Raw genomic sequence first — 23,390 nt, forward strand, 5'->3', positions numbered from 1 at the left:
ACTGAAAAAGATTATCGTGCATCATTCGTTGCGATATACACTTACTTTTGCCGTTATGAAGGAGAATATACATCAATGAAGCTTGTTTCTTGGAATGTAAACGGTCTGCGTGCCGCTGTCAAAAAAGGATTTAACGAATATTTTACTACTGTAGATGCAGACATTTTCTGTATTCAGGAAACCAAACTGCAAGCAGGGCAGATTGAACTAGATCATGGGGATCAATATCGTCAGTATTGGAATTATGCAGTAAAAAAAGGCTATTCCGGCACCGCCGTTTTTACACGAATTGTCCCACTTTCGGTGCGCTATGGGATGGAGGAAGATTACGAGGAAGAAGGTCGGATGCTGACGCTGGAATTTGATCATTTTTATCTGATCAATGTGTATACGCCCAATGCGCGCCGCGATCTGCTGCGTCTGCCGTACCGATTGGAATGGGAAGACCGCTTCCGTGCCTATGTGAATCAGCTTGATCTGATCAAGCCAGTCATCATCTGCGGTGATCTGAATGTGGCACATGAGGAAATTGATCTCAAAAATGCCCGCTCCAATATCGGCAATTCCGGATTTACGTACGAAGAACGCGGCAAACTGACGACACTGCTGCAATCCGGCTTTGTTGATACGTTCCGTTATTTCCACCCAGATCGTACCGACGTGTATAGCTGGTGGTCGTATATGGCAAAGGTGCGTGAGCGCAATATCGGTTGGCGAATCGACTATTTTCTAGCGTCTCAGCGCCTCACTCCGGCACTACGCGATGCGCATATTGATCATCTGATTCTCGGCAGTGATCATTGCCCAATATTGTTGGAGTTGGATGAGCAGCAGTTGGCGAATCCTACAGCAATAGCCAATCTATAAAAGAAGTTCCCATCTATACAGATCTATTCAAGCGAATCCAGTCAAGCGAATTTAAGTTTTATGAATAGTACGATCTGTATTATTGAAATACCTACAGATTACGTTTTGCTAAGAACAACGATAATGAGTAAGCTACGCTATACTATGACCAAAATTTATGATCAAAAAGAACGTCCTATTTCTTGTACAGCTATGCCAAAATGAGTGTGCTTACTGTCCACCGCTCATCTTGCGCAAGCTGTACATCTACATAATCAGGAGGAATCATGCATAACAAAATCATGCTCTCCATTGCGCTCGGATTAAGTGGTATTGCCGTACTTGGCATCATCGGTTTCGTTGGCAGTCTTCTCATCATGATGAGGATGGAACAGCCGCTGTTCTATATATTCTGCTTTGTTGCTATGCTGATGTTGATCGAAATTTATGTCGTCTTATCTGTCTTCCACACCATCACTACCCATCCATTATTCAAACGTCTACTACTCGGCGGCTCTGCCCTCTGCTTGTTCACAGCTGGTGCTTACAAAATATATTCAATCTATGATGACAGCTTGATTGCTGTAAATACGCAGGATGTCGATCTGAGTGCCTATACTCCATTTACCGAAAACAATCGGCTAGCCACACTCTCGCAACCATCCACCTATCAGTTACAATCGAATGATCTCCTGCCTCAATTGGATGGAGCTACCGCATTGTATCCAGTATATGCTGCTTTTGCACAGGCAGTGTATCCGCAGAAATTGTATGATGCCTACAGTGGCGAAGTGATTAGTCGCGGTACAGGTTCTGCCTATCAACATCTGATTGATGGCGACGTCGATATGATCTTTGCGGCTGCACCTTCTACGGGTCAGTTACAAGCGGCAGAGAATAGCAGTATCCAGCTCTATTTAACCCCGATCGGACAGGAGGCATTTGTTTTTTTCGTAAATACCGATAACCCGGTGAACAATCTAACTTCTGAACAGGTCAAGCAAATATACAGTGGACAGATTACCAATTGGAAGCAAGTTGGAGGCAACAATGAGACGATCGCTGCCTTTCAACGCGCGGAGGACAGCGGCAGTCAGGCTATGCTTCGCCGCTGGATGGGCGATCGGCAGATAATGGAACCGATTCAGCAAAGGATTGCAACCGGAATGGGTGGCATAATGGAGCGTGTCGATAACTATCACAATTATAAGAATGCGATTGGCTATTCGTTTCATTATTTTGCTACGGTGATGAGTCCAGAGTCGCATATTAAGCTGCTTGCAATTGATAGCGTATACCCGGATGAACAACAGATTGCTAGTGGAAACTATCCACTGATCGCTCCATTTTACGCGGTAACTGCCAGTTACAAATATACCGGACAATTAGAAAATGAACGCGCACACGCCGCACAGTCGGAAATAACATCTGATAAACCATCTGATGAAATCATATCTGTCGATCCATCTGACATCAATTCATCTTCTGATGGAGCGCTACAATTGCCACCATTTCCGAAGCTTCGCTCCTCTAATCCGTATCTGGAGCCGTTGCTACGCTGGATATTGTCATCACAGGGACAGCAGTTGATTCGGCAAACAGGCTATTTTCCACTACATAGCCAGACTCAATCCGTACATTGAATTTATCATGTGATAATCATTATCACTTATCTTCATAATCGTGTATACTATTCTTAATGGTCCATGTTCGGAGCGTGCGTCGTTATACATATGGGCTAAACTTATATCATCTGGAGGAATCACATCATGCAACGTCGTACCAAAACAACCGTAGCGGGAACGCTAATCCTGTCTATGGCTCTGCTGACAAGCGCCTGCTCCTCGGCTGCTACAACCGGCAGCAACACTAATGAGTCATCTTCGACTCCGGCTGCAACCCAGACGGAAACTGCGTCTGAGCGTACACTCAAGGATAGTATGGGTCATGAAGTGAAGATTCCTGCTAATCCACAGCGTATTATCGCTTCGTATCTCGAAGACCCACTGGTCGCGCTGGGCGTAACGCCAGCAGCACAATGGTCAATCAAGGGCGGTAGTGTCCAAGATTATTTGCAGGATAAACTAGCAAATGTGCCAACGATCTCTTCTGATCTGCCATTTGAAGCAGTAGCTAGCTTTACACCTGATCTCCTGCTGATGGACAGCGCGGAAATGGTCGAAGGCGATAAATACAACCAATATTCCGCTATTGCCCCAACATATGTCGTCGGTAATGCCGAAAATAACGACTGGCGTGAAGAATTGAAAACGGTCGGCGAAGTGCTGAACAAAAGCACCGAAGCTGACAAAGTGCTGTCCGATTACGATGCAAAAGTAGCCGATGCCAAAACTCAAATCCAGCAAAAAGTCGGCACCAAATCCGCAGCAGCCATCTGGATTAGTGGCAAAAGTGTATTCGTCGTGAATCCGAAGCTATCCAGTGGTGATGTGATGTACAACGATCTGGGCTTCACTGTACCAGATGTAGTCACCCAAGCGTCTGAAGGCAAAACCGCTAACTGGAGTTCTCTCGCACTGGAAAGTCTGTCTACTCTGGATGCAGACTACCTGTTCGTCATTATTCAAGACGGTGCCAAACCAGATGATGGTATCAGCTCCTCCGTTTGGAACAGCATTCCCGCTGTCAAAGCAGGTCATGCCTACACGCTCAGCATGAAGTCCAGCTGGCTGTACACCGGCGCTGTTGCCAACTCCATGATCATTGACGATATTTTGAAAAACGTCGTATCGCAATAAACTCATCACTGTTCTGATAAGGTACAGCGAAATACAGAAATACAATATATTCATGATGCAATATGTTGTATACCTGATGCGTCATGCGGTTCAGATAATTACGATCCAATCGCAACAAAAGCTGCCGTTCCCACAACCGATTACACATATGATCTTGATCCAAGATCATATGCTGCACAGGAGTATCAAACTCTCCTATCATTCGGTACGGAAAAGGCAGCTTTTTTGTCATTTCAGCTTTTTATTAGTTCAGCTTTGTTCTGTTTCGGAGTTGTTCATTTCGACTTTGCAACTGATCAATTTACGCGTTCAAAGATCCATTGCTGCACCGTATTGTTCAGATCTGCCCACTGCCGTACATCCGCACCATCAGCGGTGCCGCCATTGGTCACGTCCAGCAGTTTGCCGCTATTGCGGTTCAAAATTTCAAAAAACTGATTGCCGACCAGATTGAATTTCCATTGCTGGCTGGTCGATCCGCTGGAAGTAAACTGAGCGACATTGGCACCATCGTCCTTGCTCGCTCCGGTTACACCTGCTAATCTGCCGCTATGACTCGCACGCAATTGGAAATATCCATCGCTTGTCGGATCAAGCGCCCAGCGTTGATCGCCTGTTCCGTTATATGTCCACTGAATAATATCCGCGCCATCCGCAGTTGAAGCATTCAGCACAGCCAATACTTTGCCACTGTTATTGTTACGAATACGGTAGTAAATGTCCGCCGTTCCTTCACCAGATGGACGAGTAATTGCAGTTCCCGGTGTTACAGGCGAACCGAAGACTGGTGTATCGCCATTCCAATTGATTTTCTGAATACGAGTAGTACGTTGCTCAGCACAGCCTTGACCAGTGCCATCATTGGCATGATAGACGATCCAATCTTCCGTACCATCCGGCGATTTTACAAAGCTGTTATGACCCGGACCGAAGACAGTTGATGTTTTCTGGAATACTGGATTGGCTCCTTTGCTCCAGCTGCTTGCCAGCGACAGATCGGCGCTGGAGCTGGCGCTGAGCATGCCTAGCTTATAATCATCCGTCCAGCACCCACTGGCAGAATAGGTAAGATACACACGCGAACCATGTGTCAAAAAGGCTGGCGCTTCATTCACATCACCGCCGACCTTTTCCCAGCTGATCGTCGGACTGGAAATGATCGTCGCTTTGCCTACTAGTGCTGTTGGGCTGCTCATTTTGGCAATAGCGATTTCCTGCGGTTTGCCCGGTGCAATTTGCGACCATGCCATATACAGCTGTCCATTGATGCTCGTTACTGTCTGATCGATCGACCAGTAATCGTTACTGTCATTGACTTTGATCGGTGCAGACCAGCTTCCTTGCAGCGGATTGGCGCTCGTATTGCGAATCGCCCAGATTCGCTGATTGGCATTGTTGCCATCGTTGCTACCCGCTGAGAAATACAAATACCAAGCGCCATTAATATAATTCAGCTCCGGTGCCCAGATATTGTTGGAGTAACAGCTACCACCTGAACAGGTAGCAGTCGGCTTGGTGAAGACGGTTTTGCTTTCCCCGTTGCCGATGCCAGTCAACGTCTTGGAACGGCTAATATCGATTTTGTCCCAGTTACGTGACGTATGCACAAAATAGTAATATCCATCCGTATGCTTCATTACAAACGGATCAGCAGACGAATAAGGAGCAACTGGATTGATAAACGTCGTAGACGCCGCTTGCGCCTGCTGTGGCACGAGTGAGATCAGCATCATAACTGTTAGTAGTAATGCACAACACATGCGCGCCGATACCGGCATACGCTCCAACATGTTTAGCATTGTACGGGAATGACGAGTCTTCTGTGTTTGCTTGATCAATCGAGTTTTTCGCTCATGACCCTGCTTCTTCTTTACCTTCTCATTGTTGTCTGTACCTTGTTGTCCGAATACTATCCAATTCATTATCCTCAACCCCTTTACAAGAATGTTTACGTATTCATGTTTTTGTAACCGTTTTCTTTATTGTAAAAATATTATGCATTTTACACAATATAAGAATAAAGTCGAAACTTTAATAAAAAGGAACTGCAAATGCTTAATCATTTCATATCGTAATACCGAATATTATTGTAGTATAGATATACTGGACTGATTTAAAGCACTACTACTGTAGTCGTATTGAGGAGGATTTTAGTTTGAAAGCAACCCCTGAAGCATCATTGCAAAAAAGGCTGCTGCCACGTCATATTACATTTATGGCAATGGGCGGCGTCATCGGAACAGGTATCTTCAAAGGTAGTTCCGAAACGATTGGTCTGGCAGGACCCGGCGTTATCTTCACGTATATTTTTGCCGGTTTGCTGCTGCTCGTCGTAATGGGTGCAATTGCTGAAATGGCAACCGTGTATCCGAACCGTAATATGAAAGATTTTATCTCGCTTGCCTTTGGTCAACGGCTTGCTTTTATCGTCGGCTGGTTGTACTGCTTTATGTGGCTAGCGGTTTGTGTCATTGAAGTTATCGCTGCGGGCAGTTTTCTGCAATTCTGGTTTGCTGATACACCGTTATGGGTGCTCAGTCTCGCGAGTGCCGCCTTTGTGCTGCTTGTTAATACGATGAGCGTAGGCAGATTGGGCGAACTGGAATTCTGGCTCGCCGGTATCAAGATCGCGATGATTATTATCTTTATCATACTCGGTGCTTGTCTGCTGTTTGGTATTATTCCAAGTAGTAACACGCCGTATTTGAGCAACTTTACATCCCATGGTGGATTTTTGCCGAATGGTTGGATGGCTGTCGTGTCTGCGCTCTTGGTCGTCATGTTCTCGTATGGCGGTTCCGAGCTGATCGGTCTGACGCTAACCGAGACACCGGATGCGGACAAAGTACTGCCAAAGATCGTAAAAAGCTTCATCCTGCGTATTATTCTGTTCTATACGTTGCCAATTCTGATCATCTGTGGTCTGATTCCGTGGAATCAACTGAGCGGTCAGGACAGTCCGTTTGTACAGGTGCTAACTGCAACCGGTTTGCAGGGAGCAGCGCATATTATTAACTTTATTCTGGTGACAGCAGTGTTGTCAGCGGCGAACTCTGGTATTTATGGAGCGACACGGATGTTACATTCGATGGCGATTGATAACGAAGCACCTGCGTTGCTATCCAAAACATCACGGCGCGGTGTACCTGTGAACAGTTTGATTTTGTGTGCTGTTATTTTGCTGATTGGCGCATGGTTTGCTTATGTTGCACAGGATCAAGTATTTGGTATTCTGATCGCTGTACCGGGATTTGTCGTATTGCTCGTATGGATTAGCATCTGTCTGTCCCAGCTCAAGCTACGCAAGCAGTATCCGGTGGAACCGAAATTCCGCATCTGGGGTTACCCATATATTTCTGGTTTGACTGCTCTGTGTCTGCTTGTTATTGCGGTGCTGTTCTTATTTGATGCTAACAATCGCATTAGTATCGGAGCTTGTATCCTGTTCTTGATCGTGCTGCTGATCAGTTCGTTCTTCAAGTTCCGCGGGAAATCGCAAGCGTAGCAACTAGATTCCTATCGTAAAATAAAAGCTGTCTGTTTTGCCCTCTGGCATCATAGGCAGCTTTTATTTTGTATAAAAACTTTGAAATACACGCGTTGCTTGCCTGTGCATTCTAGTCCTGATTGTCATGCTGATAAACTGGTATTTATAATAAATTGCTGTACAATGATAGGAATGATACAACATTACCGGAATCGGAATATTGCTATGTCCATTCGGTAATATGAGATTCAGTAAATGATCAATTTCACTTATAGCTGTGGCAGGTGTAACGATAATGGTGGACGCTTATTTTCAACCGATTCTGTATGCTTTTATCGCTTTTCCGCTGGCAGCAGCTTTATTTACGCTGCCTTTTTTTATGTATCAATATCGTCGGTATGGCTATATTCATGTCGTACGCGCGATTACGCTATATAGCTGCTTGCTGTATTTGATGAATGCGTACTTTCTAGTGATCCTGCCTTTTCCATCGTCACGGCACAATGCTGCACTGGCAGGCGGGGATATGCAGCTGGTTCCTTTTCAGTTTGTAAGTGACTTTTTAAAAGAAACCTCTGTCTCGCTGGAGCACCCGACGACCTATATGCACATATTTCGCGAGCGTGCCTTCTGGCAGGTAATGTTTAATATTGTGCTGACTGTGCCATTCGGGATGTTACTACGCTATTATTTCCATCGCGGCTGGTTAAGTGCAATGTGCTGGTCGTTTCTTTTGTCGCTATCGTTTGAAATTACGCAATGGACAGGAATTTATGGCATTTATGATCATGCGTACCGGATCTTTGACGTGGATGATCTGATCTGTAATACATTTGGCGGCATGATCGGCTTCTTGATTGCTGCATGGATCTCGGAGCATCTGCCCAATGTGCGGCAACTGGATGCGCGTGTGGATCGTTCCAAACGACGGGTAACGTATACAAGGCGCGGGATTGCTTTTCTCATCGACAATATGCTCTGCTCTATGCTGCTATCGATCCTGTCGGCATTGGACATTCCACTTTCGTTCTGGGTAGCGACAGGGTTGTATTTTATGCTGTTAACGTATGCGATGAATGGACTAACACCCGGCAAATGGATCGTACGCATCCGGCTCGTCAGCGATCGCACCAATGAACAGGAGACCAAACGCCGCTTGCCACTACATGCTCTCATCGTGCGCTACGGTTTGCTGTACTGGGGATTTTTCGGATTGGAGCGAGTGCTGAATTTGCCATTTGCACAGAGCTATCCGTCTCGACTAGAAGCGATTGTCTATCTAATCATTCTGTTTGTATTGAATGCTGGCTTCTTCCTCCATCTAGTGACACGCTTTTTCCGTAAAGGTTCCCTGATGTTTTACGAACAATGGAGTCGTACATCGCATCAGATCATGTGGCCAGATATGTTATCAACCAACCCTGAATCTCCTGACTAGCGGCTATATTGTTATGCTGTGACTCTCGCTGAGACTTTTATTCTACGTTCATCTGAAATTATACCGGAAGGCGGTTTTTGCTTGTTATATGTAGTTAAATTTCTGTACAGTTTCATTCTGCCACCGGGCTTGTTTGTGATTTTGCTACTGCTCATGTCGATCTGGTTATGGAAAATTCATGCGACCGCAGCTGGTGTATTGCTCGGTCTGAATGTACTGCTATATCTGTCGATGATTCCACTGATTGCCGATATGCTGATTGGCAGTCTGGAGCACAAATATCCGCAACCACAGCAGGCAACCGTGCAAATAAGCGGCGATGTCATCGTCGTGCTGGGCGGTGGCGCGACAAGTGGTACGCCCGATATGAACGGTACTGGCAATCTATCTGGTGCAGCGGGGAATCGGCTCATCACAGCAGTACGCCTGTATCGCGAAACGGGATTGCCGATTATTTTCTCCGGTGGTCAAGTATTCTCAGATAGCGGCAATGAAGCGGATATTGCACGTCGCCAACTTATAGCGATGGGCGTACCACAGCAGGATGTCATCGCTGAGAACCAGTCGCTCAATACCGAACAGAATGCAGCCAATACATCAAAGCTGCTCAAACAGAATCAATGGAGCAAGCCGGTACTCGTTACTTCCGCCATGCATATGGAGCGTTCGGTTATCGAATTTGAACGTGCTGGCTGGAATGTACTACCGTATCCGACAGATTATTGGACGAGCACACCACGGGCGCTATATGCTAGTAAATTTGCACCATCTGGCAGCTCTATGAATGCATTTAGCTCTGCTTGTAAAGAATATCTCGGTATTCTGGTCGCGAAGTTCAGAATGTAGTTGCCGTATATCCCGTTGTCATTGCCAGCTAAATGAAAAAAGAGAATGTGAACGACATATTCCGCTTCCCGATCCATGCTTCTCAGCGATGGGAAGGAAAGCCGAACAGTCGATCCACATTCTCTTTTTCATGCAAAGGAATCTTATTTGAAGTCAACAATCATATCGAGTGGCAGACGCATCGAAGGATAGCCTTCGTTGGCTGCTTTCCCCATAGATACGAGCATTACTGGTACATAACGCTCTTTGTCCATACCGTACATTGCAGCGACTTGCTCTTTGTCGTAACCACCGATTGGGTTCGTATCATAGCCATGTGCACGAGCAACCATCATCAGCTGCATCGCTACCAGACCGCTGTCGATCAGAGCGATATCTTTGCGCGCTTCACGGGAAAGCTGTTCGTAATGACCGAGTGCGAAGGGCAGTTGGCGCTCTTTCACTTCAGCTGGCATATAACCTAGTTCCACTGCTTTATTGAAAATATACTCTGCATTTTGCTCGTGTTGCAGATCAGCAAAGATCGCTACAACCGCTGCGGCAGTTTCTACTTGATGAGCGTTGAATTTTGCGAATGGCAGCAATTGTGCTTTGGCTTCTTCACTTTGAATGACAACGAAGCGCCAAGGTTGCAGGTTGATGGAAGAAGGCGCGCGAGTAGCTTCCGTCAGGATGTCGTTCATTTCCTCGCTGCTGATTTTCACTTCTGGGTCATAACTTTTGATGGAACGACGTTCCAGAGCGATTTTGGCAAAGTCATTGCTTGGTGTTACTGCGTTTGTTGCGTTGTTAGTAGTTGTCATTTGGTTTCTCTCCTTTGATTCTCTATATGGTTTGGTTACATGTAACTTACATGCTTCCGATATTGACGTTGATGCGTTGCAGCATACTGGAGAGTTGCTGTTGTTCGTGTTCATCAAAACCGCTCAGCATCTGCTCTACATATTGCTGACGCTCCTGACGAAACGATATAATCTTCTCCCGTCCTATATCGGTCAACTGTACAAGCGTAATGCGATTGTCCTGCGGATTGCTGCGCCGGATGACGATCTGCTCTACTTCCAGCTGCTTCAGATGGCGTGTAATCGCTGCATGATCGATTCCGACCAATTTTTGCAGCGAACTTTGACTGATCTCTTCAGACTGGTAGAGATGACAGAGCAGTTGCAACCGCGAAGCACTAATTCCAGCACATTTTTCAAACGTACAGGATAGCTGGCGTTGAAGTCCCTGTATCTGATAAAATATATCCTCTGACGATGACTGCGACACAAGTCTTCTCCCCTTTCTGTCTGTACGTTGGTGATACGGAATGATGGAAGGATTATTAAATTAATCTGTGACCTATCAATCATTGATGTATCAAATAATATCATAGATTAGATAGGTTTGCAATTAGTATTGTAAAAATTTAATTGTTAGAAATGTAATTTGAGTTGAAACATTCTCTATACAGTATGAATATTATAAGTCGTATTATCTTACTTATAAACTTTACCGTCTTCTACCTTTATTTATTTTTTATGTTCAAAAATTGTTTCTCAATGATTTTGCTTGAATATTTATCTAAAAAGCTTGAAATTCCCACTTCTTTTACATTTGATTTGAAAGTCTTTATATCTTTAAAAGTTCTTGCATCTAAGACACTTAAAGATATAGTTGCGCTATGAATACTAGTCTTTTTAGTTTTTAATATCAAATTATTTAGTTTAGTTCTGAAAAATATCGTCCTCTTGTTTAAATTGAGTTCCATAAATCAATCTGATATTAACTATTGAAATATTAGGATATTGTTGTTGAAATTTTTTTAAAGATAACGTGGTATTTTTATATTCATCAAAATCTATTTGATCAGGTATTTCAACTTCTAAATACATATTAGGAGAAATCCCCTTCCGCAGTATTGGAGCCAGTTCATGATTTGCTTCTTCTTGCCATTTTATTTGCATGTAATTATCTACAAATCTATAATGATTATTTGATTCTGCTATAGGAGTGCCTATAACGGTAAATTTTGCTTTTGGATCTTTAGAAAGTACAACAGTACTAAAATAATCAGGATCTAGAAACCTACTATTCAATGACCTAATTTCAAAAGACTCATGATATTTCTCAAATAAATATATATCCATCTCTCTTTTAACTATATGATCATGCTTTGTAATTTCCAGAATTAATCCTCTCATATAAACCAAAGGATAACCTGCAAATAAGATGTGTTTAAGATTAAAAAGATACCTGTAAAAAAACTCAACAAAATTACAACTTGCTTCATCATTCTATCTTTTTGTTTCAACAAATCACCTCTTACATCAATTCCTAAATACTTAAAATCCCTAATTACATTTAAGTTACTACTTTCATATACGAAAAAGCGTTCCCAATACTTTTTGTGATCGAATCAGCCGGCTTTTCGCCCTACTAGTATTTTTGCGTTACCATTAAAAGCGCCTTTTAGGTAGAGTTCCTGTTGCATAGAGCAATGTTTTACTTTCATAAACAACGTCTGTATCAGCTTGGGATATATTTGTGTAGTAATGTTATAAAAATTTGCAAAAATCAGTAAACATTAAAGACTAAAATCAATATTTTACTGAACCTCTTGTTGTAGATATTTGTACGCTTATGTATTTGATACTATTTTATATCCTCTTCCCCTTTTATTACATAAGCGTATGTTAGCATGTAAATTGCTGGATGCAAATAAAATCAATACTTAAAAGTAACATGATGATCATATTATAGCTTTTATGTTTCTTCTGTTGTATGAACATAGTTGATTTTTCATTTTTTCTCTATTACGTTTACAATAACAATAGACCAAAATCTTATATTGACTCTACACTCAACCCTCATCTACTTCATAGACAAGATTGGGGTAATCCATTATAGTATAAATCCACTATTCAAGCCGGAATGTCAGGAAGGAATCTATTGAAATTATGAAATTGGCAATTGGTATGCGTAATATTAAAACCGCGCTGGCGGTGTTGATCTGCTTGTTGATCTCGAAAGTATTCAATTTGGAATATCCGTTTTATGCAGTTATCGCGACGATTATTGCGATGGAAAATTCGGTCACGAACTCGTATACAGTCGGCAAAAATCGCGTCATGGGTACGATTGTCGGCGCTGTATTCGGAATGGGGTTTGCACTCATCGATCCGCATAGTGCCATATTCTCGGCGGTCGGAATTGTGGTCGTCATTTATATTTGTAATCTGCTCAAATGGAACAAATCGGTCTCCATTGCCAGTATCGTATTTCTGGCGATTATGCTCAATCTGCGACCGGGTGAGAATCCTTGGTTTTACGGGATGAATCGGGTGCTGGATACACTAATCGGCATTGGGGTAGCGGTGATCATCAACTATCTCGTCTTTCCGCCTAACCATGAGCGCAATATGGAGCAGCGGCGCAAAATTCTGCGTCAGCGGCTGACGGTGCTGTCGCATGAATTGCTCGCTGAAGGCGGTGGTGTACATATCAGTTCGCTAAAAAAGGATATGTCCGAACTGGAAAAGGTGTATGAGATCTATACTTCGGAATTTCATCTGAACAAAAAGAAACGAACAATTATGGATCATCTGGAAGAGGAAATCGATATTTATCACAATACGTATTCCCATATGCGAATGCTGCGACTGCTAACTGATGAACCGCCACAAGCGGTGGAATCGAAGCCACAGGTGGATTTTAAATTTAGTTCCCCTCCTGCTCGTCCTCTGACGGTACATGGTGAGGATTTGCTAATGATTTACCGCTATCATGTGCGCTGCATTTTGCAGGATTTAACTCAGCTTGGGTTGATGCTACCTACGAAAATTGCACCGCCGCTGAATTTACGCAAAGAATTGTCTGGCGAGCACAAAAATGTCAATCGAATCAACGATTGAATCATTTTACTAATGTAGGATGAATCATTACAATAGTTCACAGCAGTTTTGGATGGAAGGCACGTTACTGTAGATTTTTTGGAATATTGGAATCTTGTAAGAAGGCAGAGTGATACGGCATTACACTGGCTTCAAAGATAGCACAACAAAAAGCACAATCGTATTCGCAGCGACTTATGCTACGGACGATTGTGCTTTTTCCTATCCAGATACACTTCTCTTCACTCTAACGACTGTCACTGTTACTGTCACTGTCACTGTTACTGTTACTGTCACTGTCACTGTCACTGTTACTGTCACTGTCACTGTCACTGTCACTGTCACTGTCACTGTCACTGTCACTGTCACTGTCACTGTCACGAAAAAGTGTATGCTCTACAATTAATTACGGATATCGGCTGCTTTCACCCGTAAAATTTGACCAGCGGACGCTGCTAGTGGCTCGGTATCCGTACCCAGACCAAAGTAGAAATCACCGTTCAACTCTTCCAGTGACTTAGCATACGTGCCTTTTTCAAATTGCAGCAGTTGCGACCAGTTTTTCAAATTACGGGTTTTGTAGACGCGGTTGATATAACTACCGTCACTCTGCTTCGTATACGTTAACACATACAGCACATTGTTGCGCACGATCATATCGGTCGGCAGTGCTTTGGTATCCGGCAACGTAATGCGGCGCGCATCGTCGATGTCTTTGGCGGCGATCAGCGCTTCTGGCATCGTTTGCGCATCGTTATACAGTTCACCAGCAATATACACTAGTTGGTTATTAACGACTACCGTTTTGCTAATGCGATTGTATGGCGTTTTGCCAGGTTCCTGTACGAATTTCATGCCGGGCAGGATGTTTTTGCCGTTGATTTTTTGCTGGGTGACTTTCAGGTTTTTGTCAATGGACAGTACATGGGTTTCGTCGCCCCAGATTTGATTGTCTGGCATGATGATGGCGGCGGCGTACAGCTTGCCTTTGAATTGGAAAAACTTGTACGCGCGACTACCATAGCCGTCGATTGCTGCCAGTTTGTCCCATGTTTTGCCGTTATCGCTGGAGACCATGACGACAGGCGTCTGTTCAGTACCGACAGCTGCGAACATTTCACCTTGATAATACGCCAGATCGTAGACGTGCAGCGCATCGGGAATGTTCTGATACTCTGTCCACGATTCACCGTTCAGCTCGTAAAAGTTGCCGTATTTCCAGCCCGGAACGATGGAATCGTTACCCGGTATGTAGAGCTTGCCCTTCATAATTTTAAACGTATCGATCTGTTCGTCATCCGTCACTTCGCGTGTCGTTTCTTTGCCCGTTTTGGCATCGGTGGAGATGACTTTTTGAGTAACAAATTTGTTAGAGGATGGATCGTAATAAATGACTGGAATCGGACCTGCATTGGGCGAAGGACCGGAGTTACTGCTATTCCCGCTACCCAGATAGATTTTACCGTCAAACACCTGCATATCCCATACGTTACGCGCATATGGTTCGCTTTTAAATGGTTGCCCCAGATTTTCCAGCTTGGACGTGACATCCGACTTGGCTGTTGTTGCTGCTGCGGCTGTCGGTGTGTCGGTATATCCAGATAATGAAGCGCTACCAGCAAGCAGCGTAGCAGATAAACTTATCGTTAATACAGGTTTCATCCAGTTCTTTTGCATATTCATAAACTCATTCCTTCCGTTTGTCGGTGTTATAGCAGACCTGAATTAGTTAATTAAGTATTCCTCCGTTCATCTATTTATATTGACTGTAAAAGGACGCGATAGATCGGCATTTTACTAGTTCACCATCGCCGGTATAGGCGCGGTTTCTACATGCACTATATCATATCTGCTAGTAGGAAGCTAAAATATTCCTACCCTTCCAGCAGAAAAATGACTCGGCGATAGCGTCTAATTTCTGTTTGCTGAATTTCATATATTTATCTACATACACATAAATATATGAAAAAGCCTGCCCTTGAACCCAGGACAGGCTTGCTATGTCTTGCACTATATGGAAGTAAGCAGAAAGTAAGACGCTCCAACTACTCGCGATGTAGCAATTCTTCCCCGGCAATGCCCGGTTCCGTCATTTGATATGGATCAAGGATGATATTCAGCTCTTCCTCAGTCAATACATTATACAGCAAACACAGTTCGCGTACCGATTTGCCCGTTTGGATCGCTTCGCGGGCAATCCGCGATACGACTTCATAACCAAGATGCGGATTCAGCGCGGTAATGATACCTACACTGCGCTCCACGTACTCGCGGCAACGGTCGACATTCGCCTGAATACCGTCTACACAATGCAAACGGAACACAGTAAAGCCCTGCTTCATGATCTCCAGTGATTGCAGCAGGTTATATACCAGCACTGGCTCCATAACGTTCAGCTCCATTTGACCTGCTTCGGAAGCAAGACAGATCGTATGATCATTCCCAATAACCTGAAATGCAATCTGGTTGACAACTTCGCACATCACAGGATTGACTTTACCCGGCATAATCGATGAACCCGGCTGGCGAGCAGGCAAGCTTAGCTCGTTCAGACCAGCATACGGTCCAGATGCCATAAGACGAATATCATTTGCCACTTTGGACATATTCATCATACAGATCTTCAGTGCGGCGGATACTTCGGTATAGGCATCGGTATTCTGGGTAGCATCAACGAGATGATCTGATGCCGCCAGCGAAAAACCGCTAATATCAGCAAGAATCTCCGCGACCCGCGTAATATAACGACGGTCAGCGTTTAGACCAGTACCGACGGCGGTTGCACCCATATTAATGTGCAACAGATTTTCACGCGTATTTTCCACACGAACGATGTCGCGACCAAGTACACGAGCGTACGACTGGAATTCTTGACCAAGACGAATCGGCACGGCATCTTGTAGATGCGTACGGCCCATTTTGATAACGGTATCGAATTCGTCGGCTTTCACCTGAAATGATTGTTGCAGCTCGCGCATCGCTACGAGCAGCTTCTCGATCATCGACAGGGTAGCAATATGAATGGCAGTTGGAAACGCATCGTTAGTCGACTGCGCCATATTCACATGATTATTCGGGCTGATATTGACATAATCGCCCTTGGAATTGCCCATAATTTCCAATGCACGGTTGGCAATGACTTCGTTGGTATTCATATTAATCGACGTTCCGGCTCCACCTTGAATCGGGTCCACGATAAACTGGTCCATCCAGCGACCTTCCAGAATCTCGTCAGCAGCCTGTACAATCGCTTCCCCTTTTGGTCCGTACAGACGGGACAGTTCCATGTTAGCAAGAGCTGCGCCTTTTTTGACCATTGCCATCGCCCGAATCAGCTCCGGGTGCAGCTTTTGACCGGTGATCGGAAAGTTTTCCACTGCCCGCAGCGTCTGGATGCCATAGTATGCTTCATCAGGAACTTCTTTGGTGCCCAGAAAATCTTTTTCTACTCTCACAACGCATTCCTCCGGCTGTATGGGAGTAGCGAATTTGCAAGCAGTGCGCGTAGGCACGACTGCAAATTTGCTGAATCCCGATTTCGTTTCACAACAACAGTCCTATTATACGACCAGCCTCGCTCCGGTTCCAGTCAAAAGCAAAATTATTCCTATCAGATGACGTCACTTATTACGGCTGTCGCAGCCACATCCCTAGCGACGCAGGCGCTGTATACTCAAATCCGAACTGCGCGTACAACCGATCTGCCGGTACATCGGCGAATAGCGTAGCAATCGCAAGCGGTGGCATATGTTGCTTCAAATACTGTGTAATTTCACCCATGATGGCTTTGCCATATCCTCTGCCCTGATGATCCGGGTGTACCGCAATATCGGTCACCTGAAAGAACAGCCCGCCATCGCCTACCACACGTCCCATACCGATCGCTTTCCCCTGTTCCTCCAGCACTACTGCAAACAGACTGAGTGGTAATCCCTTTTCTGCTCCTTCACGGCTCATCTCGCTCAAGCCCGAAATACTACGCAAATGCAAATACTCATCCATTGAAGGAATACGATGCTGAATGTCCACTGCAATGACCACCTTTTCGGAATAAGATTATGATGTTTTCTATTGCTTGCTCAGTGCTTGAATAGCGCTATTGACGAGATTTTTTTCCTTTTTTGTAACTGCTTTGTCTAGCTCGCCTTCTAGCAATGCCAGTGTATGCCGCAGTTGATCTTGCTCTGGAAAAATAGCCTGTACATCCTCTGCCGTTGACAGCGCGCTAATGACCACCTGACGTTGAACGGTACTGCCGCCAAGCCATTGCCAGATATCCTCAGCCTCCGGTGCAGAGCAGGCAAAAAGGCGATCCCAGCCGTCATACGGATAGCTGACACGTTTGCCCTGCCACATCCACTGCAACACCTCGCGACTATAAAATGGCTTGAGCCAGCTATTGGCGCCATATCCATTCAGACGATTAGATTGCTGAAGCTGCTCCAATACAGCATATACACGCTGTAACCCTTCCTGCTCAGGCAAACAACAAGCCGTCACATACGCCAGCACTGCCGAATTGATGCGCTGATCTGACGGTGCATTCCACAGCTCACGCACCCAATCCGCCGCCGCAGAACGACAGATGGATGCTGCACACTCCATCAGACTATGGCGCAGATGAACGTCACGCTCCTGCTCAATCCGATTGAGCCATGCCGTCAACACGTCCTGCTCTGAAAATGCTGCAAATGCTTGTTGTAGCGCTGCATCATCGCTATCGTGCATTTCCGCATATCGAATTAAGACGTCCAATTGCGTACGTGCCTGCTCCAGCGTCAAATGCACATAATCGTGCATCCATTGCTGCCAGCGCTGCGCCTGAGGATGATGGATATTCAATCCGCCATGATCGATAAAATGCTCATATTGCCAATGCTCCGCTCCAATGCCATACAACGCCGTAATCCGCTCTAGAAAGGCGGTCAGTGAGCCCGCCAATAGTCGGAATTCACCCGTTTCGTGATCCCAGCTTAATACGGCTGGGCGCTCTACATCACTTAGATCCAGCACCAGACGATCACCATTCCCGGCATGATAAAAGGTCAAGTACCGCCGTTGTTCCGGTGACTCTGCATCTTCTGACCACATTTCCACGAAATCCAGTGCCTCCAGCGACCAACCTACATCGCCAGTCAAGCCAAACGGCACCATCTGTTCAGACGGAACATACCAGATTACCGATACTTCGCTCGCACCAGTCAATAGCAATTCTCTCAATTCTGTCGGTAGTGTTATATCCAGCTGCTGTTCCACCTGTTCCACTTGCTGCAAATCAGCGACTGGTGCGAAGGTTGCCGCCGTATCTACTCCACGCTGCTGCAATTGATCCAGCAAAGTCTGCCATTGTTCACGCCATGTTATAAACGATTGTTGCAATGTCATCATGATCCCTCCATCTTACACATCGACATGAATGATATTGCGTATTACATGCCGTATCTATCCAACATTATTATGTACCAAGCCTTGTCAGTCTGTTAATTATACTATGCCCTATCCCGCGACCCAACGTCAAAAAAGCCGCAGTCCAATGACTACGGCTTCCTCTGCTGCCTACCAACAATGATGATCCTACATGATACCGATAATCTTTTACACTTACAGCTTATACTTGCAGTGCGTAGAACGATTCCAGCTGACGAACGACTTCGTCTTGATCATGGTCAATCACCGTTTGATGTTGCGGCATATTGAACAATGCTTGAATCGGCTCTGGGAATTCCTGTTTGATCTGACAGAGCACAATCGCTTCGTCAAATTTGGCAGGATGCGCAGTTGCCAGTGTTACGCACACTTCGTCTTCGCCGTTATGCTGCTCATAAGCGGCAATCCCACAAGCAGTATGCGGATCCAGCAAATAATCATGCTCTGCATGATACTTGCTGATTTCTTCCAGACATTCCTCATTGGAAGCACCATGCGCAGCAAAGTCGCGCTGCACCTGCTCCAGATCGGCACCAGACAGGACGATTTTGCCATCGGTTTGCAGCTGCTGCATGTATGCCGACACTTTGGCTGCATCCTCGTTCAGGAAATAGTACAGATAACGTTCAAAGTTACTCGCCACCTGAATATCCATCGATGGGCTATGCGTACTACGAAAGTCGCCCGGCTTGTACTCGCCTGTTTTTACGAAGCGCTCCAAAATGTTGTTTTCGTTCGTCGCGATGATGAGACGGTTGATCGGCAGTCCCATTTGCTTCGCCAGATAACCGGAGAAAATATTACCAAAGTTACCGGATGGCACACAGATGTTGATCTTACGTCCATTCGCGCCTTCTTGCGCACGGAAGTATGCATAGAAGTAATACACTGTTTGCGCCAAAATGCGTACAAAGTTGATCGAGTTGATGGCCCGCAGATGATGCTGCTTTTTGAATGGCAGATCGCCGAAGAGGTCTTTGATCACTTTTTGACAATCATCAAAGTTACCTTTGACTGACAGATTCAGCACATTGCTATCGTCTACGGTCGTCATTTGCAGCTCTTGAACCTTGCTGACCCGATTGTGCGGATGCAGAATACAGATTTTGATGCCTTCTTTGCCACGTACGCCCTGAATCGCTGCCGCTCCCGTATCACCAGAGGTTGCGCCCAGAATATGAATTACTTCGCCGTACTTTTGTGACATATAGGAATAGAGTTCACCCATAAATTGCAGCGCTACATCTTTGAACGCAAAGGTAGGGCCATGGAATAGCTCCATAATATACAGGGAATCATCAATGCGACGAACCGGGGCTACTTCTGGATCACGGAAATTCGCATAGCTACGCTCAGCCAATTCACGCAGATCCGCAGCAGGAATCTCATCGTTTACATACAGGGCGAATACATTCAGAAACAGATCGACATAGTTCAGCTTGCTCCATTGTTTCAGCGTCTCCGCGGATACAACAGGCACTTGTTCCGGTATCATCAGACCGCCGTCATCGGCAAGCCCCATCAATACGGTATCGATAAATCCTTTTGGCTCCACTTGTCCTCTAGTGCTGATATACTTCATAGTTCTCCCCCAGTTATCTGTAATGTTCATCACTTTCATTCAATATGAAAAATTATTAATTTCTATCATACCCTGTCATGGAGTTGCTTCCAAGCATTAATTTGCTAAAGTTTTATCATTTTCGCATATTTTATCATCATTTGTCGGTTAACTAACTAAATTGAAATGCCGATAATAACCTATGAATAATATTTGAATTCAGAGAGGAAATCGCCAATGTACAAACATCATCATTGGAAAAAAGCAAGTTTTCTTATTCTGTTGGCTGCGATGCTGCTATTAAGCGCATGCTCTTCAGCCACAACCAGCTCTACCGCGCAGGCTGCGAACAGCAGACTGAAAGTAGGTATCGTGTTGTCCGACATCGGGCTGGGCGACCAATCCTTTAGCGATGGCGCATTCAATGGATTGATTCAAGCACGAGACGAAGGCAAAATTAAGTTCGATTACCGCGAAATCTCGGACACAAAAACATACGATGAAGCATTCAAACAGCTAATCGATGGGCACAACGATGTTATCATCGGACTCGGTTATGCGGTGAAGGATAGTTTGGAAACAGCAGCCAAGAGCAATCCGAAGCAGCAGTTTCTGCTGATCGATGAAAAGTCCGATCTCGCGAATGTCGCTTCTATTACTTTTAAAGAGGATGAAGGTAGCTTCCTCGCAGGAGCACTGGCAGCGATGGCAAGCAAAACCGGCGAGCTTGGCTTTATCGGTGGTATGGAAAGCCCACTGCTGCACAAATTCCAGAGCGGATTTGAACAAGGCGCACGAGCGATCAATCCGAATGCGCAGTTTACAATCAATTATACAGGCGACTTCGGTAAACCGGAACTCGGCACTGCCGCTGCCAAAGATATGATCGACAACCATAATACGGATGTGATCTACACGGTAGCCGGTCTGACTGGCGTAGGCGGACTACAGGAAGCGCAGAAGCAAGGCATCTACTCCATCGGTGTAGATAGCGATCAATTCTTCCTCGCCGAAAAATCGGTCATCACATCCATGATCAAAAATATCGATGTTGCCCTGTATAATGCCACTCAAACCTATATCGACAATAACCGTACATTCCCTGAAAAGGATATGGTATTCGGATTGCAGGATGGCGGTGTTGGATTGGCACCGATCCATGTATTTGAATTAACTGATGCACAACAGAAGAAGCTGGATGAATTGAAACAGCAGCTCATTTCCGGCGATATCAAAATTCAACTGGATGCATCCTGATTCGACTGATTTCCATTTTCCCAATTACAGGAGGAACCTATGAAATTACAAGGCAAACTGGTACTCAATGCGATCATCTCGTTGGTCGCCTCGCTCGTACTGGTCGGATATATCATTTTCCAACTGCTGAACATCAATTCGCAAAATAGCGACCTTGTTCCGATCATGATGAATGTACAGCAACTAGACAGCGATCTTGTTCAAACCGGGCAAGCACTCAACAACTATTCATTCTCCATTTCCGAAAGCAATAAAGCGATTGTAGAGAAACAGCTGCAAAGTACGCAAGCTACATTAACGGCACTGACATCCGCAGACATTCCGACCGCGGAAGAACAACAATTGCTGCAACGAGTTCAGACCAAATTCACTCAACTGACTGATGCCGCTACCAAAGCGATGCAAGCGCAGGACAATGCAGAAGCAAAACGTGAAAGTATCCGCGTGGAAGGCATGCAAAATGATGTCTACGAGCTGAAATTACTCAGCAAAGCCAACTATGAGAACTATACTTCCGATCTGACATCTAGCATCTCGACTACCGTACAGGTAGCACTGTTTGGTGCTATCATTCTGCTGATTGCAGTTGGTATTTTTAATACGTACACTGCCAGACAGCTTGCTCGCCGTACACAGGTACTCACATCAGCTGCCCAGCGCATTGCTGCTGGTGATCTTACCGTGAAGCTGCCTGTTGCCAAAGGCAAAGATGAACTCGCCGATCTCAATCGTTCCTTCCATCAGATGGTGTCCAATCTGCGCAGTATCATTGGCTCTATCGGTGAAGCAGGGAATCGTGTAGATGAGCGCGCACGCGATATCGATAGCAGTAATGACCGGATGCAAGATGTCGTTCGTCAAGTCGCGCAATCGGTAGAAGAGCTGGCGATCGGTAGCCAGAAAATCGCTGAAGATCTCGGTGTAACCGTTGAAGTCGTTGACCAGATGCAGAACACCTTCCAAACCAATCTGCAAACGACAGCCGAATCCGCCGCCTATGGCAATGAAGTACTGCAATCGATTCAGCAAGGCAATGAACGGATGCAAGAGCAATTGAAGCTCGTATCTAGCAACCGTGCTGCGATGACTGAATTGCAACAAACCGTTAGCTCCCTAGAGCAAAATGCCGATCAGATTGCCAATATGACAAGACTCGTATCGGATATCGCATCACAAACCAATCTGCTGTCGCTGAATGCTTCCATCGAAGCAGCCCGTGCAGGCGAAGCAGGGAAAGGCTTTGCCGTCGTTGCCGGTGAAGTGAAAAAGCTAGCGGATCAATCCGTACAAGCAGCGCGTCAGATCTTCACCGCTGTGGAATCGATCACGTCGGCAGTCGGACATGTGCATACTTCGGTTACTCGCAGCGTCGAATTGTTTGAGCAGCAAGAACAGGCAACTGCTTCTACCAGTGCTTCATTTGCCGAAACTAGCGGTCAGATTCAGCAAATCACCGCTCATATTCACCGTCTGGCAGATGACATGCAAGCATCGCACAAATTAAGCAATCAAGTACAACAGGCAATCGAGAATATTAGTGCTATCACCGAACAATCCGCAGCAGGTAGCCAAGAGATTACCGCTTCCACTGTCGAACAACGTCATGCCTTCCAGCAATCGAGTGAACAGGTGAAGCAATTGCGCCAGATTCGCGAAGAAATGCAGCAAGAATTGGATCGCTTCCAGTTGGACGATACCGCTTCAGCTTCGGAGTTGGATTCAACTACTGACGGCAACAAACCAAGCAAAGTGTCTACTCGCAAAACGGCATCAGATACGCTGCATGCAGCCAGTGATGTAGATCAAACCTCCAAACCAGCCTAATATCGTTGCTTTTGCAAAAAGAACGATTGTAAGCATGAATAAGCAATGATCTCTAAACCAAAACCCGTTT

Annotated in this window: 18 protein-coding genes; 9 read left to right on the plus strand and 9 right to left on the minus strand. The window is 45.3% G+C overall.

The features are described 5' to 3' along the window. Positions 1-75: 75 nt before the first annotated feature. The 3 genes from ACE3MZ_RS17085 (at position 76) to ACE3MZ_RS17095 (ending at position 3,605) form a co-directional block, all read left to right on the plus strand. Positions 76-867, plus strand: coding sequence for an exodeoxyribonuclease III (locus ACE3MZ_RS17085; RefSeq protein WP_411343337.1), 792 nt, complete (start codon positions 76-78; stop codon positions 865-867). A 266-nt stretch (positions 868-1,133) separates the two neighbouring features. After that, entirely contained in the window at positions 1,134-2,489 is a 1,356-nt protein-coding gene (locus ACE3MZ_RS17090) for a PstS family phosphate ABC transporter substrate-binding protein (RefSeq protein WP_411343338.1), read from the plus strand. 126 nt (positions 2,490-2,615) lie between these two features. Then, entirely contained in the window at positions 2,616-3,605 is a 990-nt protein-coding gene (locus ACE3MZ_RS17095; RefSeq protein WP_411343339.1) for an ABC transporter substrate-binding protein, read from the plus strand. A gap of 296 nt (positions 3,606-3,901) precedes the next feature. Here ACE3MZ_RS17095 and ACE3MZ_RS17100 read toward each other — a convergent pair whose 3' ends face one another. Next, positions 3,902-5,527 (minus strand): family 43 glycosylhydrolase, encoded by a 1,626-nt coding sequence (locus tag ACE3MZ_RS17100; RefSeq protein ID WP_411343340.1) that lies wholly within the window; start codon positions 5,525-5,527, stop codon positions 3,902-3,904. A 233-nt stretch (positions 5,528-5,760) separates the two neighbouring features. On the opposite strand from ACE3MZ_RS17100, the gene ACE3MZ_RS17105 reads away from it, so the two are divergent. From ACE3MZ_RS17105 to ACE3MZ_RS17115, 3 genes are all read left to right on the plus strand, one after another. Further along, on the plus strand, positions 5,761-7,110 hold the full coding sequence (locus ACE3MZ_RS17105) for an amino acid permease (protein ID WP_411343341.1): 1,350 nt from the start codon (positions 5,761-5,763) through the stop codon (positions 7,108-7,110). A gap of 277 nt (positions 7,111-7,387) precedes the next feature. Beyond that, entirely contained in the window at positions 7,388-8,530 is a 1,143-nt protein-coding gene (locus tag ACE3MZ_RS17110) for a VanZ family protein (RefSeq protein ID WP_411343342.1), read from the plus strand. 81 nt (positions 8,531-8,611) lie between these two features. Continuing rightward, positions 8,612-9,376 (plus strand): YdcF family protein, encoded by a 765-nt coding sequence (locus ACE3MZ_RS17115; RefSeq protein WP_411343343.1) that lies wholly within the window; start codon positions 8,612-8,614, stop codon positions 9,374-9,376. A 143-nt stretch (positions 9,377-9,519) separates the two neighbouring features. Here the strand turns inward: ACE3MZ_RS17115 and ACE3MZ_RS17120 are convergent, their stop codons facing one another. The 3 genes from ACE3MZ_RS17120 to ACE3MZ_RS17130 form a co-directional block, all read right to left on the minus strand. Then, entirely contained in the window at positions 9,520-10,179 is a 660-nt protein-coding gene (locus tag ACE3MZ_RS17120; RefSeq protein WP_411343344.1) for a nitroreductase family protein, read from the minus strand. A gap of 46 nt (positions 10,180-10,225) precedes the next feature. Beyond that, positions 10,226-10,648, minus strand: a complete 423-nt coding sequence (locus ACE3MZ_RS17125) for a MarR family winged helix-turn-helix transcriptional regulator (protein WP_411343345.1) — start codon at positions 10,646-10,648, stop codon at positions 10,226-10,228. A gap of 437 nt (positions 10,649-11,085) precedes the next feature. Beyond that, positions 11,086-11,562 carry a hypothetical protein gene (locus ACE3MZ_RS17130; RefSeq protein WP_411343346.1) on the minus strand — a complete coding sequence of 159 codons (477 nt, stop codon included), beginning with the start codon at positions 11,560-11,562 and terminating at the stop codon, positions 11,086-11,088. 756 nt (positions 11,563-12,318) lie between these two features. On the opposite strand from ACE3MZ_RS17130, the gene ACE3MZ_RS17135 reads away from it, so the two are divergent. Beyond that, positions 12,319-13,272 (plus strand): FUSC family protein, encoded by a 954-nt coding sequence (locus ACE3MZ_RS17135; RefSeq protein WP_411343347.1) that lies wholly within the window; start codon positions 12,319-12,321, stop codon positions 13,270-13,272. A gap of 381 nt (positions 13,273-13,653) precedes the next feature. On the opposite strand, the gene ACE3MZ_RS17140 is transcribed toward ACE3MZ_RS17135, so the two are convergent. The 5 genes from ACE3MZ_RS17140 to thrC form a co-directional block, all read right to left on the minus strand. Continuing rightward, positions 13,654-14,934 carry a hypothetical protein gene (locus ACE3MZ_RS17140; RefSeq protein WP_411343348.1) on the minus strand — a complete coding sequence of 427 codons (1,281 nt, stop codon included), beginning with the start codon at positions 14,932-14,934 and terminating at the stop codon, positions 13,654-13,656. Between the two features lie 362 nt (positions 14,935-15,296). Further along, a complete protein-coding gene (gene aspA, locus ACE3MZ_RS17145; RefSeq protein ID WP_411343349.1) occupies positions 15,297-16,706 on the minus strand; it encodes an aspartate ammonia-lyase in 1,410 nt (469 codons plus the stop codon). 172 nt (positions 16,707-16,878) lie between these two features. Beyond that, on the minus strand, positions 16,879-17,280 hold the full coding sequence (locus ACE3MZ_RS17150) for a GNAT family N-acetyltransferase (RefSeq protein ID WP_411343350.1): 402 nt from the start codon (positions 17,278-17,280) through the stop codon (positions 16,879-16,881). A 39-nt stretch (positions 17,281-17,319) separates the two neighbouring features. Then, positions 17,320-18,639 carry an SMI1/KNR4 family protein gene (locus ACE3MZ_RS17155; protein ID WP_411343351.1) on the minus strand — a complete coding sequence of 440 codons (1,320 nt, stop codon included), beginning with the start codon at positions 18,637-18,639 and terminating at the stop codon, positions 17,320-17,322. A gap of 220 nt (positions 18,640-18,859) precedes the next feature. After that, complete coding sequence (thrC, locus tag ACE3MZ_RS17160) at positions 18,860-20,260, minus strand: threonine synthase (RefSeq protein WP_411343352.1); 1,401 nt, start codon at positions 20,258-20,260, stop codon at positions 18,860-18,862. Positions 20,261-20,476: 216 nt separating this feature from the next. Between thrC and ACE3MZ_RS17165 the strand changes: the two genes are divergently transcribed. Both ACE3MZ_RS17165 and ACE3MZ_RS17170 read left to right on the plus strand, forming a co-directional pair. Further along, on the plus strand, positions 20,477-21,496 hold the full coding sequence (locus tag ACE3MZ_RS17165) for a BMP family lipoprotein (protein ID WP_411343353.1): 1,020 nt from the start codon (positions 20,477-20,479) through the stop codon (positions 21,494-21,496). 39 nt (positions 21,497-21,535) lie between these two features. Further along, positions 21,536-23,320, plus strand: coding sequence for a methyl-accepting chemotaxis protein (locus ACE3MZ_RS17170; protein WP_411343354.1), 1,785 nt, complete (start codon positions 21,536-21,538; stop codon positions 23,318-23,320). Positions 23,321-23,390: the final 70 nt, after the last annotated feature.

The organism is Paenibacillus sp. WLX1005 (assembly GCF_046603685.1).
Lineage (GTDB): Bacteria > Bacillota > Bacilli > Paenibacillales > Paenibacillaceae > Saccharibacillus.

What these genes read in the sequence shown, in the direction of transcription:
- ACE3MZ_RS17085 (WP_411343337.1), top strand. Translation starts at nt 76, where the DNA reads ATGAAGCTTGTTTCTTGGAATGTAAACGGTCTGCGTGCCGCTGTCAAA.
- ACE3MZ_RS17090 (WP_411343338.1), top strand. Translation starts at nt 1,134, where the DNA reads ATGCATAACAAAATCATGCTCTCCATTGCGCTCGGATTAAGTGGTATT.
- ACE3MZ_RS17095 (WP_411343339.1), top strand. Translation starts at nt 2,616, where the DNA reads ATGCAACGTCGTACCAAAACAACCGTAGCGGGAACGCTAATCCTGTCT.
- ACE3MZ_RS17100 (WP_411343340.1), bottom strand. Translation starts at nt 5,527, where the DNA reads ATGAATTGGATAGTATTCGGACAACAAGGTACAGACAACAATGAGAAG.
- ACE3MZ_RS17110 (WP_411343342.1), top strand. Translation starts at nt 7,388, where the DNA reads ATGGTGGACGCTTATTTTCAACCGATTCTGTATGCTTTTATCGCTTTT.
- ACE3MZ_RS17120 (WP_411343344.1), bottom strand. Translation starts at nt 10,179, where the DNA reads ATGACAACTACTAACAACGCAACAAACGCAGTAACACCAAGCAATGAC.
- ACE3MZ_RS17130 (WP_411343346.1), bottom strand. Translation starts at nt 11,562, where the DNA reads ATGAGAGGATTAATTCTGGAAATTACAAAGCATGATCATATAGTTAAA.
- ACE3MZ_RS17135 (WP_411343347.1), top strand. Translation starts at nt 12,319, where the DNA reads ATGAAATTGGCAATTGGTATGCGTAATATTAAAACCGCGCTGGCGGTG.
- ACE3MZ_RS17140 (WP_411343348.1), bottom strand. Translation starts at nt 14,934, where the DNA reads ATGAATATGCAAAAGAACTGGATGAAACCTGTATTAACGATAAGTTTA.
- ACE3MZ_RS17155 (WP_411343351.1), bottom strand. Translation starts at nt 18,639, where the DNA reads ATGATGACATTGCAACAATCGTTTATAACATGGCGTGAACAATGGCAG.
- thrC (WP_411343352.1), bottom strand. Translation starts at nt 20,260, where the DNA reads ATGAAGTATATCAGCACTAGAGGACAAGTGGAGCCAAAAGGATTTATC.
- ACE3MZ_RS17165 (WP_411343353.1), top strand. Translation starts at nt 20,477, where the DNA reads ATGTACAAACATCATCATTGGAAAAAAGCAAGTTTTCTTATTCTGTTG.
- ACE3MZ_RS17170 (WP_411343354.1), top strand. Translation starts at nt 21,536, where the DNA reads ATGAAATTACAAGGCAAACTGGTACTCAATGCGATCATCTCGTTGGTC.